Annotated in this window: 11 protein-coding genes; 4 read left to right on the top strand and 7 right to left on the bottom strand. The window is 62.3% G+C overall.

The features are described 5' to 3' along the window. Positions 1–26: 26 nt before the first annotated feature. On the bottom strand, positions 27–2,192 hold the full coding sequence (gene uvrD / locus ACFC20_RS14765; RefSeq protein ID WP_375193683.1) for a DNA helicase II: 2,166 nt from the start codon (positions 2,190–2,192) through the stop codon (positions 27–29). Between the two features lie 395 nt (positions 2,193–2,587). Next, positions 2,588–4,039, bottom strand: coding sequence for an NAD-dependent succinate-semialdehyde dehydrogenase (locus ACFC20_RS14760; protein WP_375193682.1), 1,452 nt, complete (start codon positions 4,037–4,039; stop codon positions 2,588–2,590). 190 nt (positions 4,040–4,229) lie between these two features. Between ACFC20_RS14760 and ACFC20_RS14755 the strand changes: the two genes are divergently transcribed. Next, positions 4,230–5,243, top strand: coding sequence for a histone deacetylase family protein (locus tag ACFC20_RS14755; RefSeq protein WP_375193681.1), 1,014 nt, complete (start codon positions 4,230–4,232; stop codon positions 5,241–5,243). 4 nt (positions 5,244–5,247) lie between these two features. Here ACFC20_RS14755 and thiI read toward each other — a convergent pair whose 3' ends face one another. Then, entirely contained in the window at positions 5,248–6,702 is a 1,455-nt protein-coding gene (thiI, locus tag ACFC20_RS14750) for a tRNA uracil 4-sulfurtransferase ThiI (protein WP_375193680.1), read from the bottom strand. A 110-nt stretch (positions 6,703–6,812) separates the two neighbouring features. On the opposite strand from thiI, the gene ppnN reads away from it, so the two are divergent. Further along, positions 6,813–8,195, top strand: a complete 1,383-nt coding sequence (gene ppnN / locus ACFC20_RS14745; RefSeq protein ID WP_375193679.1) for a nucleotide 5'-monophosphate nucleosidase PpnN — start codon at positions 6,813–6,815, stop codon at positions 8,193–8,195. A 24-nt stretch (positions 8,196–8,219) separates the two neighbouring features. Here ppnN and ACFC20_RS14740 read toward each other — a convergent pair whose 3' ends face one another. Beyond that, the gene (locus ACFC20_RS14740; RefSeq protein ID WP_091988594.1) at positions 8,220–8,555 is read right to left on the bottom strand and encodes a cytochrome c; all 336 of its coding nucleotides are present in this window, start codon (positions 8,553–8,555) and stop codon (positions 8,220–8,222) included. Between the two features lie 257 nt (positions 8,556–8,812). On the opposite strand from ACFC20_RS14740, the gene ACFC20_RS14735 reads away from it, so the two are divergent. Beyond that, on the top strand, positions 8,813–9,916 hold the full coding sequence (locus ACFC20_RS14735; protein WP_375193678.1) for an enoyl-CoA hydratase/isomerase family protein: 1,104 nt from the start codon (positions 8,813–8,815) through the stop codon (positions 9,914–9,916). A 3-nt stretch (positions 9,917–9,919) separates the two neighbouring features. On the opposite strand, the gene ACFC20_RS14730 is transcribed toward ACFC20_RS14735, so the two are convergent. The 3 genes from ACFC20_RS14730 to ACFC20_RS14720 all read right to left on the bottom strand — a co-directional run bounded on the left by ACFC20_RS14730 (position 9,920) and on the right by ACFC20_RS14720 (position 13,071). Further along, positions 9,920–10,417, bottom strand: a complete 498-nt coding sequence (locus ACFC20_RS14730; RefSeq protein ID WP_375193677.1) for an ankyrin repeat domain-containing protein — start codon at positions 10,415–10,417, stop codon at positions 9,920–9,922. A 72-nt stretch (positions 10,418–10,489) separates the two neighbouring features. Continuing rightward, a complete protein-coding gene (locus ACFC20_RS14725) occupies positions 10,490–12,694 on the bottom strand; it encodes a tRNA(Met) cytidine acetyltransferase TmcA (RefSeq protein WP_375193676.1) in 2,205 nt (734 codons plus the stop codon). After that, positions 12,694–13,071: a DUF2237 family protein gene (locus tag ACFC20_RS14720; protein ID WP_375193675.1), complete on the bottom strand. Its 378-nt coding sequence runs from the start codon at positions 13,069–13,071 to the stop codon at positions 12,694–12,696. The genes ACFC20_RS14725 and ACFC20_RS14720 overlap by 1 nt, the downstream gene beginning before the upstream one ends. 101 nt (positions 13,072–13,172) lie before the next feature. On the opposite strand from ACFC20_RS14720, the gene ACFC20_RS14715 reads away from it, so the two are divergent. After that, positions 13,173–15,446 carry an ATP-dependent helicase gene (locus tag ACFC20_RS14715; protein ID WP_375193674.1) on the top strand — a complete coding sequence of 758 codons (2,274 nt, stop codon included), beginning with the start codon at positions 13,173–13,175 and terminating at the stop codon, positions 15,444–15,446. Positions 15,447–15,513: the final 67 nt, after the last annotated feature.

Here is a 15,513-nt window from a genome sequence, read left to right as displayed (position 1 = left end):
ACCCCAACCCTGTGCACGCACTCAAGCTAGCAGGCCTCCAAAGGCGCATAAGCCAAAACAAGCCACTTGGCGCCCTCATCAAAGTTCACCTGCACCCGGGTATGATGCCCGGTACCCTCGGAGTTCATCACGATCCCCTCGCCAAACTTGGGATGACGCACCCGCTGCCCCAGGCTGAAACCTGACTGCCGGGCCGAATCCTGGGCGAACAGACTCTCGTTGGGGCGCTCCACCATCGCCGGCCGGGTCACGGTATTGCGCAGCCGCACTTCCTGCAGACAGTCGCCCGGGATCTCCCGAACAAACCGGGACAACGCGTTGAACTTCTCCTGCCCGTACAAGCGGCGGGATTCGGCGTAAGTAAGCACCAGCTTTTTCATGGCCCGAGTAATGCCCACGTAGGCCAGCCGGCGCTCTTCCTCCATGCGGCCGGGCTCCTCCAGGGACATGCCATGGGGGAACAGCCCCTCTTCCACACCGGCCAGGAACACCATGGGAAACTCCAGGCCCTTGGCGGAATGAAGGGTCATCAGCTGCACGCTGTCCTCGTGGGCCTCGGCCTGGGCTTCACCCGCATCCAGGGCCGCCTGGGCGATAAACTCCGCCAACGGATCGACACCGTCCTCCACTTCATAGTCAGACAGGGCGTTGACCAGTTCCTCAAGGTTCTCCACCCGGGCCTGGCCCTTCTCGCCCTTTTCACTGGCGTGGTAATCCTTCAGGCCGCTGTCCTCGATGGTCTGCTTCATCAACCCATGCAGGGTCGCGTCGCCCACCATGCCGGACAGCTTTTCAATAATCGCAATAAACGACTGAAGCCCGGTTTTGGCCCGACCTTTCACCTGCCCGGCTTCCAGCAGGCGCTCGGCGGATTCCCACAAAGAGATGCTTTGCTCGGTGGCGTATTCCCGCAGCTCCGCGAGGCTCTTGGCGCCAATGCCACGGGGCGGCACGTTCACCACACGCTCGAAGGCCGCGTCGTCCCGCCGGTACTGCACCAGGCGCAGGTACGCCAGGGCGTTGCGGATTTCCTGACGATCGTAGAAGCGCAGGCCACCGTAGACCCGGTAGGGAATGCCCTGACGCATCAGCGACTCCTCCAGCACCCGTGACTGGGCGTTGGACCGGTACAGGATGGCGCATTCGCTGCGCAGGTTGCCGTCCTGGACCCAGGCGGAAATGCTGTCGGCGATGTAGTTGGCCTCATCCTGCTCATTGAAGGCCGCATACAGGCTGATCGGTTCGCCCTCCGGGCCATCAGTCCAGAGTTCCTTGCCGAGCCGGCCCTGGTTGTTGGCAATCACCGCGTTGGCGGCCTTCAGGATGGTCTGGGTAGAGCGGTAATTCTGCTCCAGGCGTACCAGCCGCGAGTTGGGGAAATCCCGCTGGTACTGCTGGATGTTCTCGATCTTCGCGCCCCGCCAGCCGTAGATGGACTGGTCGTCGTCACCCACCACCGTCAGCGGCACCCGATTACCGGCCAGCACCTGCAGCCAGGCGTATTGAATCGTGTTGGTGTCCTGGAACTCGTCCACCAGAATATGCTGAAACCGGCCCTGGTAATGGGCCAGCAGTTCCGGCCGGTGCAGCCACAGCTCGTGGGAGCGCAACAGCAGCTCGCCAAAATCCACCAGCCCACCCTGCTGGCACAGCTTCTCGTACTGGCGGTAGATCTTCAGCATGATCGACAGGAACTGATCCCCGGGGTTCTCCTGGATATGATCCGCCCGCAACCCCTCGTCTTTCTGGCTGTTGATAAACCACTGGGCCTGCTTGGGCGGCCACTTGCTCTCGTCGATCTGGTTTTCCCGCATCACCCGCTTGATCAGCCGCAGCTGATCGTCACTGTCGAGCACCTGGAAGTTCTCCGGCAGCCCCGCGTCTTTCCAGTGCGAACGCAGCAGGCGGTGAGCAATGCCATGGAAGGTCCCAAACCAGAGCCCCCGCGCCGGGATCTGCATCATCTGCTCAATGCGGTAACGCATCTCCTTCGCGGCCTTGTTGGTGAACGTCACCGCCAGTATGCCGGTGGGCGGCACCCGATCCACGGTCATCAACCAGGCGATCCGGTGCACCAGCACACGGGTTTTGCCACTGCCGGCGCCGGCCAGCACCAGCAGGTGATCGTTCTGGGCGGTGACAGCTTCACGCTGGGCATCGTTCAACGGATCGATGATGTGGGAAACGTCCATAGGGAATCGGTTCGCTACTGGTTAAATAAACAGGTTCACGAGTATAACAGGAGAAAAGCAGGATTTCCGGATGGGAGATTTTTCTGGTTGCGCGTCGGATTACGCGTTGCTAATCCGACCTACGTAATGCCAAATCTAATGATTCGATAAGCCCTCTCCCCATGTCAGAAAGAGCGCGGGGGAGGTTCCCCTTCAGGACTGTCTGTGGCCATGGATGGCCACAGCCAAGCGCACATGGGTGAGGCCGAGCGCTTATGAAGCATCGCTTCATGCGACAGCCGAACGCCTGCAATCTGAGATTGCAGGCTGGACCCGCGTGCGGGTGCTCGTAGCGTGTCCTGAAGGGGAACCTCCCCCGTGCGACACCCCCAAGGTTGAGGGCTTTTTTTCGGAACTTAGAAGCCTCTCGGTACTGTCTGCGCTTCCACAAACTCGAACAGACCTTCCAGGCCACCTTCACGGCCTATACCAGAGGCCTTCATACCACCGAACGGCGCTTCCGGAGTCGGGCCGGTGCCGGTGTTCCAGCCGCAGTGGCCAAAACGCAGGCCGGCGGCCACGCGTTGGGCACGCTCCGGGTCGTTGGTGAACACGTAGGAGGCCAGGCCGAACTCGGTGTCGTTACCGGCTTCGATCACTTCCTCTTCGGTGCGGAACAGCGCCATGGGAACCAGCGGACCGAAAGTTTCCTCCTGGTAGCAGCACATATCACGGTTTACGCCATGCACCACGGTTGGCGGGAAGAACAGGCCGTCACCCAGATCACCGGGCTGCTTGCCGGCAACCAGCCGGGCGCCTTTCTCCAGAGCATCCTCAAGGTGACGCTTCACCTTGTCGAAGCCGGCCTTGTTGATCAGCGGGCCGATGTCCACGTCACCGTTGATGCCGTCGCCCACGGTCATCTTGTTAACTCGCTCGGCCAGCTTCTCGCCGAAGGCATCCGCCACTTTCTCGTGCACAAAAATCCGGTTGGCACACACGCAGGTCTGGCCGCCCCCACGGAATTTGTTGGCGATCAGGTTGTCGGCTGCGGCATCCAGGTCGGCGTCGTCGAACACGATGAACGGCGCGTTGCCGCCCAGCTCCAGTGCCAGTTTCTTGACCTGCTCGGCGGTGTCGACAATCAGCTTGCGACCGACCTCGGTGGAGCCAGTGAAGCTGAGCATGGGCACGTCCGGGCTCTCGCACAGAACCTTGCCGATCACGCTCGCCTTCCCCATCACCAGGTTGACCATGCCGTCGGGCATGTCGGTGTGTTTGTCCATCAGGGTGAACAGCGCAATCATGGTCAGTGGGGTTTCACTGGCCGGCTTGATCACCGAGGGACAGCCGGCCGCCAGCGCCGCAGACAGCTTCTTCGCGATCATACCGATCGGGAAGTTCCAGGGCGTGATCAGCCCCGCCACACCGATGGGCCGGTAGTGAACCGTCCAGGTGCAGTCCTTCGGTTTCTCGGGAATGGTGTGAGCATCCAGCGCCTGGATGTGCTTGGAGCAGTAATCAAAGAAGCCCGCAGCATAATCCACCTCACCCTGGGCTTCGTGCAGGGGCTTACCATGCTCGAGGCAGAGAATGCGGCCGACCTCTTCCTTGTTGGCCTTGAGGGCATCACGGATGTCTTCCAGCCACTTGCGGCGGGTCTCGATGCTGTAGGGACTGGTCAGTCGCAGGGCCGATTTGCCGGCGGCAACGGCGTCCTTCACCTCGGCCTCGGACATGGAGGCCACCTGGGCAATCACCTTGCCCGTTGCCGGGTTGTATACGTCAAACGTGTTGCCGTGCGCGTTGTCCGTCCAGCGACCGCCGATATAGCCGGTCAGCTTTTGCAGCAGGGGTGACTCGATCATCTCGGCTCCTCTTATGTTCGTCTTGACCTGCGCCCGCCACACGGGCGCCGATCAGGGTGTCAGGTTGCGTCGTCAAATTATGTCTTTCATAGTGGATGTTGTATCTCAGGCTGTAAAGTCAAGGGCAGGCTTTTGATCATCCCCGGACTGTGCCTATACTCGGAAGATCAAACATTCAGGAGGCCGGACAATGAAGGCGTTTTTTCATCCCGCTCAGGACCAGCATATTCCCAAGACTTACTTTACCCGTGGGCAGATGCGACAACCCCAGGAGGTGCCTGACCGGACGGGGGAGATGCTGAACGGCCTGAAACAGATGGGCATTTCCGTGCTCCAGCCTGCTGACCAGGGCGCCGGACCGATCTCGAAAGTTCACGATCTCGGTTACCTGCGCTTCCTCGAATCCGCCCATCGACGCTGGGTAGCGATGGGCGACTGGGGCGACGAGGTCATCTCCAATATCTTCGTTCGGTCCCCCAACCATCTCACCGGCATCCTCGCCGAGGCCGCCCGCTACCAAGCCGACGGCAGCTGTCCCATTGGTGAGAACACCTGGCACGCCGCCTACTGGTCGGCCCAGAGTGCGCTCGGCGCAGCGGATGCCCTGATCGCCGGTGACAGGACCTCTTACGCCGTATGTCGCCCACCTGGTCACCATGCCCGCCGGGATGCCGCTGGTGGCTTCTGCTATCTCAACAACGCCGCCATCGCCGCCGAGCACATGAAGCACCGGTTCCCCCGGATTGTGATCCTGGACACCGACATGCACCATGGCCAGGGCATTCAGGAGATTTTCTACGACCGCAGTGATGTGCTCTACATCTCGATCCACGGCGACCCCACCAACTTCTATCCAGTGGTGACCGGGTTCGAAAACGAGCGGGGCGAAGGCGAAGGCTTTGGCTATAACATCAACCTGCCCATGCCCCACGGCTCATCGGAAGAGGATTTCTTTGCCAGACTGGACGAGGCCCTGGCCGCCATCAAACTGTATCAGCCGGATGCTCTGATCCTGACCCTCGGCTTCGACATCTACAAGAACGATCCGCAGGCCAAGGTATCGGTGTCGTCCGAGGGCTTCTGCCGGCTCAGCAGCCATATCCGCCAGCTCGGGCTGCCGACTCTGGTGGTTCAGGAAGGCGGGTACGACCTGGACGCCCTGAGCGAGAACGTCCAGCAGTTCTTCAAGGGAATGGCCGGTTAAGAGCTTATGCCGCGGGCGCGTAAACCTTGATGTTGTCGTGCCCCTCGGCTTTCAGGTGGCCCGCATGCATGCGGCTCATGGTGCCGCGGTCGCAGTAAAGCAGGTACTGCCGGTTCGCCGGCAGTTCCGGCAACTGCTGGTTCAGCTCATAAAACGGGATGTGCAGAATCTCGTTGTTGGTGAGAGTCAGCGGTGACTGTTCCCCCTCCGAGGGGTGGCGTACATCAATAATCACATCATCCACCGCCGGCGTCTGGACCAGCTCCACCTCCTCCGGGGTCACCGTGGTATCCAGCAGCCGGTTCACCGGCGTCTCGTCCCTGGCCTCAATGGCGGCCGCCAGCACCGATGCATCCATTTGAGCCTCGTCTTCTTCCACACGATGCAGTTTCGCGCGGGTGGCCGGTTTCTGGGAGATCACGCCACAGTATTCGGGCATGGTCCGGGCAAAGGACTCGGTGCCAATCTCCCGGGCAATGCGAATGATGGATTCCTTGTCCATGGACACCAGGGGCCGCAGCACCACCTCGTCGCTGGCCCGGTCCACCACGTTGAGGTTGCTCAGGGTCTGGCTGGATACCTGGGCCACGGCGTCACCCGTCACAAGGCCAACCGCGTTGTTCTTGCGGGCGATGTCCGCGGCTGCCCTGAGCATCTGGCGCTTCAGCACCACGCCCCAGTGCCGGTGACTGACCGAGCGCATGATTTCGGCCACCACGCCCTCGAAAGGCACGGAAATAAATTTGGCGCTGTGGGATGCCCCGTAACGGTCCCAGAGGTAGTGCACCACCTGGCGCACGCCGACCTCATGGGCGGTGCCGCCAAGGTTGAAGAACAGGAAATGATTGCGCAGGCCGCGACGCATCATCAGGTAGGCCGCCACCGAGGAGTCATAGCCACCGGACACCAGGGTCAGCACATTCTCGACGCTGCCCAGCGGGTAACCGCCCAGCCCGCGATGCTTGCGGTGGGCGATGTGGAACTGGTCACCGTGCACCTCCACCCGCACTTCCACCTGAGGCGCCTTGAGGTCAACCCCAGCGGCATTCGATGCCTGCATGAGGGCAGCACCCACTGCCCGCTCCAGGTCGATCGAACGAAAATCATGCTCCCCGTGACGGCGGGCCCTGACGGCAAACGTCTTGCCGTTCAAGCGCTCAGCGAAGGCGGCAACCGCCCTGTCAGCCACATCCTCGAGGCTCACCAGCGGAAAAGCTGCAATTTCCTGAATGGTGGAAATGCCAGGGATGCGCAGCAGGGCCTCAATCACCGGCCCGGACAGGCCGCGGCCATCCGGCACCTCCACATCCACCCGGTCCCAGCTGCCTTCCACGCGGATCTCGGCATCCAGCCGGGCCAGCAGCTTGCGGATATTCTGCCGCAGGTGACGCATCTGCTGGCGGCGGACGGGCTTGCTCTTGATCGCAACTTCCGGGGCGGGACGGATAAGCAGTTTCATAGATCGGAATTTCGTCGGGTGGCGTATGAAATGGAAAGCGCTTAGTGTACCGTTTTGACTCTATGCCTCAAAATCGGGCATTGCCGAAACATTCAGGAGCTCCGCCGTTAATGCAGGAAATCACCATCAATGCCCTGGTTTCTCCCGAGGGCAGCCTTGAAATTCTCTCCAACCATGAAGTGAACCGGCTCAAGGACCGCAGCGAGGGCGGCCTGTACCGCCTGTTTCGCCAGTGCGCCCTGGCCGTTCTCAATACGGGCATCGAGACCGACGACTGCAAGGCCCTGATGGAAGCCCACTCCGATTTCGATGTGCGCCTGGTGCCCCAGCCTCGCGGCCTGAAGCTGGAGCTGATCAATGCACCGGCCCACGCGTTTGTAGACGGGGAAATGCTGCGGGCACTGCGAGAGCACCTGTTCTCGGTACTGCGGGACATCATCTATTCCCACTCGATTCCCCAGTCGGCGGCGGGATTCCGGCGGGACGATCCCGAGGAAATCACCAATTTCGTCTTTCACATCCTGCGCAACGCCCGGGTGATGCAGGCCGGGCGCCAGCCGGACCTGGTGGTGTGCTGGGGCGGCCACTCAATCGGCAACGACGAATACCAGTACAGCAAGGAAGTGGGGCACCAGCTCGGGCTCCGGGCGCTGAGTATCTGCACCGGTTGCGGCCCCGGCGCCATGAAAGGCCCGATGAAAGGCGCCACTATCGGCCACGCCAAGCAGCGGGTGAAGAACGGCCGCTACATTGGCATCACCGAACCCGGGATCATCGGCGCCGAGGCGCCCAATCCCATCGTCAACGAGCTGGTGATCATGCCGGATATCGAGAAGCGCCTGGAAGCGTTCGTGCGCTGTGGTCATGGCGTGATCGTGTTCCCGGGGGGCGTGGGAACAGCCGAGGAAATCCTCTATCTGCTGGGCATTCTCCTGCACCCGGATAACGCCGACCTGCCCTTCCCGGTAGTATTCACCGGCCGGAAGGAAAACGCGGAATACTTCGAGATGATCGACAAGTTCATCCGCAACGCCCTGGGCGATGAGGCCGCCAGCAAGTACGAAATCATCATCGACGATCCGGTCCGGGTCGCCCAGACCATGAAAAAGGGCATGAAAGACGTCGAGACCTTCCGGCGGGCCATGCAGGATGCGTACTACTTCAACTGGATGCTGAAAATCGACCCGGTGTTCCAGCTCCCCTTCGAGCCGAATCACGACAACATGCGCGCACTGGAGCTGCATCGCGACCAGCCCGTGCACCTGATTGCCGCCAACCTACGCAAGGCGTTCAGCGGTATCGTGGCCGGAAACGTAAAAGAAGGCGGGATTCGGCAGGTTCAGGAAAAAGGGCCGTTCGAGATTTCCGGCGACCCGAGTCTGATCAAGCCGCTGGAAGCCATGCTGGAGCAGTTCGTGGCCCAGAACCGGATGAAGCTGCCCGGCTCGTCGGCTTATCGGCCGAGCTACCGGATTGTCAGCGGAGCGGCCTGAGCCGCTCGCTGACCCACTGAGGCCTTACTTGCCCCCTGCGGGCAGGCTCGCGTAATACGCGGCAAGATCAGCAATGTCCTGGTCGCTCAGGTTCGCGGCCTGACCCTGCATGATGGCGGCCTGACCACCGGTCCGCTGCTTGTTCTTGTAGGCTTTCAGAGCCATCACGAGGTACTGCTCGTTCTGGCCAGCCAGGTTGGGATAGGTCGGGATCTGGGCAATGCCGTTCTGACCATGGCAGGCGGCGCAAACCGCAGCCTTGGACTTGCCGGCAGCCGCATCACCTGCCGCAGAAACGACGGCCGGGCTGACCGCGCCGAGTGCGAAAATTCCGGCAACAACGTAGTGTTTCAAGCTCATTCTCTTTACCCTCTCATCATTATCATCAGGATGTGCAACCGGCCTCGCAGGCCGAATAATCGATTGGCTTGCACTTACCAACACTGGCCTGCACTTATAGCACACAGCCTGAGATCCTCAAATGTGATAGGTCAAGGACCCTCGTGCGACGTTCGTCCTCTTTTGCGGGCACGATTGCCGATGCAGAGTAACGGCGCACCAGAGAATACGACCAGTTTGACAACAAGGTTTATTTTCATTTTTCGGAGATGCCCTCAATGACCGCAGAGGCCCAGGAACTCGCCTGTCGTGAAGGCCATATTGGCGTTCTGACACTCAATGCACCCGCCCGGCTCAATGCGCTTTCAGAGCCGATGGTTGACCAGATGCTGAACGTTCTCGAGCGTTGGGCCGAGGACGACCGTATCTGCCTTGTGGTGATCCAGGGCGCCGGCGAGAGAGCCTTCTGTGCCGGGGGCGACATCCGGGCGCTGTACCAGGCCATGGTCACGCCGGAGGACGAGGACCAGACACTGCGCTTTTTCCGCAAGGAATACCGCCTCGACTACCTGCTGCACCGCTTCCCCAAACCGCTTCTTGGTCTGGCCCACGGTGTGGTCATGGGCGGGGGAATGGGACTGCTTGCCGGCTGTCGCTACCGGCTGGTAACACCGGACGTAACCCTGGCCATGCCGGAAATCACCATCGGCCTGTTCCCCGATGTGGGGGCGAGCTGGTTCCTGAACCGGCTGCCCGGGCGGCTCGGTCTGTTCATGGGTCTGACCGGCGCACGGCTGAATGTAACCGACGCCCTGCGGGTCGGCCTTGCCGACATGGCAATTGAACCGGAGGATCGCCACCGCCTGCTGGATCGACTGGCGTCAGAGCGCTGGACCGGACAGCGGGCCGCTGACGACAACCGGCTGTTCCGTCTGCTTGGCCAGATGCAGACCCCGGACTACCGCGCCTTGCCCGCCAGTCATCTCGAACGTCACGAGCAGCGGATTGCCCGACTGAGCGCCGGTGATGAACTGCCCGAGATCGTTGATCAGTTACTGGCGGCGGAGGTGGATTGCACCTGGTGGCATAGCTGCATGAACACCCTCAGAAACGGCTGCCCGGTGTCGGCCTGGCTGGTGTGGAACCAGTTGAAAAAGGCCCAGCAGATGTCGTTCAAGGACGTGCTGCGGATGGAACTGGCCATGGTCACCGAGTGCCTTCGCCGGCCCGATTTCAGGGAAGGCGTCCGGGCACTGGCTATCGACAAGGATTTTCACCCTCACTGGAGCTATGCGGGTGTGGCCGAGGTGCCGGACGAGGTGGTGGCCGCCCACTTTCGCCCGGAGTGGAATGACGCCGCGGATCCGATGGGGCTGGACTGACTACTAGAGCCTCGCGCCCGCCTGCACCAGCAGCATTTCCAGGTCACGGTGGTTGATGGCCCGGGCCACGTCCAGCGCCGTGCGGCCGCTGCCGGTCTGGTAATTCACATCGGCGCCCGCAGACAACAGCATTTCCGCAGTCAGCAGATTGCCACTGGCCACTACTTTCATCAGCACGGATTCACCCGCCTGGCTGACATTGACGTTGGCGCCGGCCGCCAGCAGGGTTCGTACCACCGACAGGTGTCCGTTCTCGGCGGCGCGCATTACCGGTGTATAGCCCTCGGCGTCGGTGGCATTCACGTTGGCGCCGGCAGACAAGAGCAGTTCAACGCGCCGCTTCTCGCCCTTGGCCGCCGCTGAAACCAGCAGGTCATCAGCCTCGGCCAGTGCCTCCGGGCTGAGGGTGACCGTGGGATCCTTCGACGCGCAGCCGGACAGCAACGGGAAAACCAGAATCAGAAGCAGCAACAAACGGGGGGCGCCGATTTCCTTGGCCATAACAGGTGTTCTCTGTGGGAGTGCAAAGGCCCCTATTCTGGTCAGGCGCCGGCAGGAATTAAATCGAGTCGTTCACAACTCCGGCCCATTTTCGAGCAGATCGCGCACCAGTTGCCGCAGGCGATCCTCTCCGTCTCTCTGGCCCAGACACAGAGTCTCCGCCTGCAGCCAGGACCAGGGTCGACCCTGCATCACGCCGAGACACCAGAGGCCGAGCGACGGATGCTGCGCGAGCCAGGCCATCACACCGGGGGCCTGGCCCAGTTTTCTCAGCACCGGAACCGTCACGGCAAAGCCCCGGTGTCCGTGGGCAAACTGGTGGAGTTCCCGCAGGTCCTCGGCATTGAGTGCCGGGCCGCCCGGCAGGTCTGCGGTCACTTGCGCCAGCAGTTCAGGCTCCAGCTCCGGCCAGTTGTCCGGTAGCAACGTGAGCCAGTGACTGACCAGGCGGCTGCGGATGCGCTCGGCCAGTTCCAGCCCATCTGACGAGAGCCCGCGCATCATCTGGATCGGGTACTCCCCACTGGAGGCTTCCTGCTGCAAGCCCATGCGCGCCACGCCGAGGCCGCAGCCCTGCCAGAAGGCCACCAGATCGACACTGCCGCCGAAACTGGTACCCAGGTAATCGATACCGCACTCGGTCGCAGCAACCCTGGCGGCATCCACCAGGCGGCGCCCGATGCCCAGGCGCCGGAATTCATCCGCCACGGCCACCCGCACCACCCGCAGGCCCTTCAGGGCAGCCGCCTCAGGATAGCCGCTGTGACTGGCCAATGACTGCGCCAGGAGATGGCCCCGTACCCGCCGGGTACCCAGGCTGACCTCCCCGGCCAGTACCGGCGAAAACCCGCCTTCCTCGGTACTCCAGAGCACGCCGACGGTGCGACCGTTCAGCGTTGCACGCCAGCTGCGCGCACGGGGATCATCCAGCCATTGCCGTAAATCGGCGGGACTGGTGCGGTAGTGGGCGTCCACCAGCAACCCGAACGCCTCCGCAAGCACCTGGTCGGAAGCGTGGGCAGGCTGGAAGGGCTCGATGACAGGCGCTTCGGCTGTCTCTGGTCGAGTGAGTCCAACGTCACCGTCGGCGGCCAGCAGAAACAGTTCCGAGACCAGCGCTTCCAGGGGATCGCTCTGCGCCCAGCGTACCGGCGCCGTCAGCGTCACGGCCTGCCACTGGGGTGTCTTTTCATCCAGCACCTGCCGGAAACGGATGGCAAAGCCGCGCCCGGCGCCCTCGTAACCATGGACTGTGGTAGCGAACGCCACTCTGGGCCAGCCCAGCAGCACCGATTTCAGTAGGGGCGCGGGCAATGCGGCAGCTTCGTCAACCAGTATGACTTCCGCCTCCGGCCGGGACGCCAGCAGCGTCCTGATCGGCACAAACCTCAGGCGCGCGCCTGAGCGGGTAACCAGGCACTTTTCATCCGCGGGGGTGCCAAGCCGCTTCTTACCTCTGGCGTTGCCTCGCTCCTCATCACCGCTCTCGGTCAGGACGTCGGCGAGGACGACACTGGCATGACGGAACAGGGTGTCAGTGCTTTGCGCCGAAGGCGCGGTGACAATAATGTCCTGTCGTCCCTTCAGTAACAGCTCTGCCGCCGCCATACCCATTGCCGCGGACTTGCCCCGGCCCCGGTCTGCGGTGATCACCAGCGGTCGACGCCGCCGGCCAAACCCGAACCGGACCAGGCGCTCGATCAGTTGCTGCTGATCGCTGGTGGTGCCGACAGCAAACGGGACTTCGGGCAATGGCGGAATCAATGGCAAGGAGGCCCTGCCTGGGCTGACCCGGATCACCGCCTTATGATCGGCAAGGAGGGCTGACATGCGGCCAGCAAAAGGATGCTCACCGCCATGGTCCAGCCCGGTTCTCGCGTAATCGGGGTCGGCAAACCGACACCAGTCTGACAGCGGCGGCATCAGCCAGAACAACAGGCCCCCGGCCGTCAGCGCGCCGGTCAGTGCGGCCAGATCATCAGGAGGATTGCCCTGCCGGCCGTCCCACACCACGAGCGGAAGCTCCCGCCCCAACCAGGACCGGGCCCGGGTCGGGGCCATTGGCACCAGGCGTCCGTCAGGGCTATCAACTTTCGGACCGGTCCACAGGCCCTGGTCGAAATCGAGGCCGGGCAGCCGCTGCCGGAGCCATAGCAGCGCGTCTTCCCGATCGCCCTCGATCAAAACCAGTCGGCGCTGGCCATTGGCGGCGAGGCTGGCCTGAAGGTCACGCCAGTGGATAACCTCGGCCTCGGCGTCCGGTCCCGGTTGGTTCATCAGCTCAGGTCAGCGCCGTTGGCCTTGAGGTCTTCGAGTGCACATTTTTCCAGGGCCGCGCGGTGGGTCGCGCGCAACCGCACCCTGGGTGCACAGCCGGCTTCGAAAGCTTCCTGCCAGCGGGCCGCACACAGGCACCAGCTGTCGCCGGCTTTCAGACCCTGAAAGCCGAACTCGGGCCTGGGGGTGCTGAGGTCGTTGCCGCGGGCTTTGGAGAATTCCAGGAAGTCGTCGGTGACAACGGCACATACGGCGTGCAGGCCGAAGTCATCGGGGCCGACGTTGCAGCAGCCATCGCGGTAGAAGCCGGTGATCGGATCCTTGCCGCAGGTTTCCAGTTTTTCGCCTAGCACGTTGATTGATTCGGACATTTCCATTTTATCGAGACCTTTCAGTTTCGGGGGCAGCAAGTTTGGAGAAGGGTTCAATTATGCGGTAGCGGTATCCGCTCTACCAGCGGGCCGTTACAATACCGGCCATGCCGACCGAACCCCAAATTCCCGACACCACCAGCCTGCCGGATTACCTCACCGACGAGCAGCGGGCGATCATTACCGCGGGCTACGAGCACGCGGTGATTACTGCGGTGGCGGGCAGTGGCAAGACGTCGACGCTGGCCTGGCGGATCCGGTATCTGCTGGAGCAGGGCCATGACCCGGACCGGGTTCTGGTACTGATGTTCAATCGCAGCGCCCGGGTGGATTTCGAGCGCAAGCTGCAGGAGGTCTGTGCCGGCAGCGGGATGGCACTCCCGGAAATCCGGACCTATCACGCCATGGGCCTGCGGCTGTACAAGCGGTTTGTACGGGAAGGCTATCTGCCGGGGTTTTCGGAGAAGATCCTGACCGAGCAGGAGATCAGTTTCCAGGCCTGGCAACTGACCCGCAGGCTGGCGCCCGAGGACCTGGCCGATGAGATCCGACGCAACAAGAAGGATTTCGTGGAGACAGCGACGGGGTTCATTGATCGGGTGAAAACCACGCTGTCACCGGTGGAGGTTGTGTTCGAGGAGCTCGGCTACTCGGACAAACACAAATACCTGATTGATCTGTTCCACAGCTTCGAGCAGTGGCGCAAGAGCCAGGGCCGGATCAGTTACGCGGACATGCTCTATGAGCCGGTCATGGCCATTCACCAGAACCCGCCCCTGCAACGGTTGGTGGCCAACAAGATGGATCTGATCCTGGTGGATGAGTACCAGGACACCAATGAGATACAGCACCTGCTGCTGCGCTACGTGGCCGGCGACCGGGCCCGGGTGACGGTGGTGGGCGACCCGGACCAGACCATTTACGAGTTTCGCGGCGCCCGGCCGGAGTTTATTCTCCGGCGCTTCAGCGATGAGTTCGAGAGCCCGCTCGAACAGACCCTCAGCTACACCTTCCGCTATGGCCATCGCGTGGCCCTGCTGGCCAATCATCTGATCTGCAACAACACCGGCCGCAAGGATGTGCTGTGTCACTCGCACCCGTCCACGCCCGATACCGGCATCACGCTGCACCGGGCGGAGAGCGATGCCGACACGGTACTGCAGATCCTCCAGGGCCTGTCGGAGACGGCGCTTGCGGATGCCGCCATCCTGTTCCGAGTCTGGAGCCAGAGTGTGCCCATCGAATTGAAGCTGCTGGCCCGGCAGATTCCCTATCGAATCGACGCCGGCAAGGGCGCTCTGTTCAGCCGTGAAGTGCAGGCGATCACCGCCCTGCTGATGGTGGTGACCGGCAGGCTGGCCAATCTGCCAGATGAGGATCGGCTGGAGCTGGCCCGCCAACTGCTGCGCTTTCCGCACGTCGGGTTGAAGGAACCGGAACTGGAACAGCTGGCCCGATTCCTGGCCGGATTTGCCGACGGCTGGCACGAGCGCCTGCTGGCCCTGGATTTCGATGCCCTCGCACCGATGGCGGCCCGCAAGCTCAGAAAGCTTGGCGAGGTTCTCACGCAGCTAAGGGGCTATTCGGGACCGGTGGCAGGGCTGATCAGCGTCTATGCCGAGCACACCGATCTCTACGAGGGCATTCGCAGCCTGGCCCTGACCCACGACAGCGCCGAGGAACGTATCGATACGGTGCAGGGATTCCGGCAGTATCTGAAGAGCCTGGACGTCACGGCCGATGGCGCCCTCGACCACCTGAAAGCGCTGAAACAGCAGGCGGGGGAGAAGCAGGAAGCCGGTGTGCTGCTCTCTACCATCCACCGCACCAAGGGTCTGGAGTGGCCCACGGTGATCATTCCCGGTCTGCAGGAGAAGTACCTGCCCTACAGCCCCCGGCCCCAGGACGATGCCCGAAGCTTTCTGGAAAGCGAGCGGCGCCTGCTCTATGTGGCCATGACCCGGACCCGCAGACAGCTCCACCTGATTACCCGGCCCGCCAGCCAGCAGCCCCACCTGGACGGTGACATGGGGCCTAGCCGCTTTATCGAGGAGTGCTGTTTCGGGCTGGCTGACGAATTCGGCCGCTGGCTCGATGAGCGCAACCCGGCACAGGCCCACGCGACCCGTCTGCAGGCTCCGTTAACGCCCGTGAGCCTGCGCTACGCGCAGCGGGAGGGTGTGGAGCTCGAAGGCCAGGCGGCGGTTGCAAAACCCGTCACCGAACCTCTTTGGCATTCCGCCCGGCTCAGCCATACCATTTTCGGCGCAGGCTCGGTTGTCAGAGAGGACGAGAGTTCGTTCGAGGTGCGCTTCGACAGCGGCGATACACTCAACTTCAGCAAGAAAAGCGCCCACCTGTATTTTACGCACCTGGCCTGATACGACTGATACAAAAGCCGATTCACACCGTAGGCTTGGTACAAATGCGGATGTAACAGTCTGTTTC

This window comes from Marinobacter sp. (assembly GCF_041984545.1).
Taxonomy (GTDB): Bacteria; Pseudomonadota; Gammaproteobacteria; order Pseudomonadales; family Oleiphilaceae; genus Marinobacter.
Note: the sequence above shows the minus strand (reverse complement) of the source record. Positions and strands in the feature narration are given on the sequence as shown.

Excerpts from the sequence above, each read along its gene's own strand:
- uvrD (WP_375193683.1), bottom strand. The coding sequence starts at position 2,192 with ATGGACGTTTCCCACATCATCGATCCGTTGAACGATGCCCAGCGTGAA.
- ACFC20_RS14760 (WP_375193682.1), bottom strand. The coding sequence starts at position 4,039 with ATGATCGAGTCACCCCTGCTGCAAAAGCTGACCGGCTATATCGGCGGT.
- ACFC20_RS14755 (WP_375193681.1), top strand. The coding sequence starts at position 4,230 with ATGAAGGCGTTTTTTCATCCCGCTCAGGACCAGCATATTCCCAAGACT.
- thiI (WP_375193680.1), bottom strand. The coding sequence starts at position 6,702 with ATGAAACTGCTTATCCGTCCCGCCCCGGAAGTTGCGATCAAGAGCAAG.
- ppnN (WP_375193679.1), top strand. The coding sequence starts at position 6,813 with ATGCAGGAAATCACCATCAATGCCCTGGTTTCTCCCGAGGGCAGCCTT.
- ACFC20_RS14740 (WP_091988594.1), bottom strand. The coding sequence starts at position 8,555 with ATGAGCTTGAAACACTACGTTGTTGCCGGAATTTTCGCACTCGGCGCG.
- ACFC20_RS14735 (WP_375193678.1), top strand. The coding sequence starts at position 8,813 with ATGACCGCAGAGGCCCAGGAACTCGCCTGTCGTGAAGGCCATATTGGC.
- ACFC20_RS14730 (WP_375193677.1), bottom strand. The coding sequence starts at position 10,417 with ATGGCCAAGGAAATCGGCGCCCCCCGTTTGTTGCTGCTTCTGATTCTG.
- ACFC20_RS14725 (WP_375193676.1), bottom strand. The coding sequence starts at position 12,694 with ATGAACCAACCGGGACCGGACGCCGAGGCCGAGGTTATCCACTGGCGT.
- ACFC20_RS14720 (WP_375193675.1), bottom strand. The coding sequence starts at position 13,071 with ATGGAAATGTCCGAATCAATCAACGTGCTAGGCGAAAAACTGGAAACC.
- ACFC20_RS14715 (WP_375193674.1), top strand. The coding sequence starts at position 13,173 with ATGCCGACCGAACCCCAAATTCCCGACACCACCAGCCTGCCGGATTAC.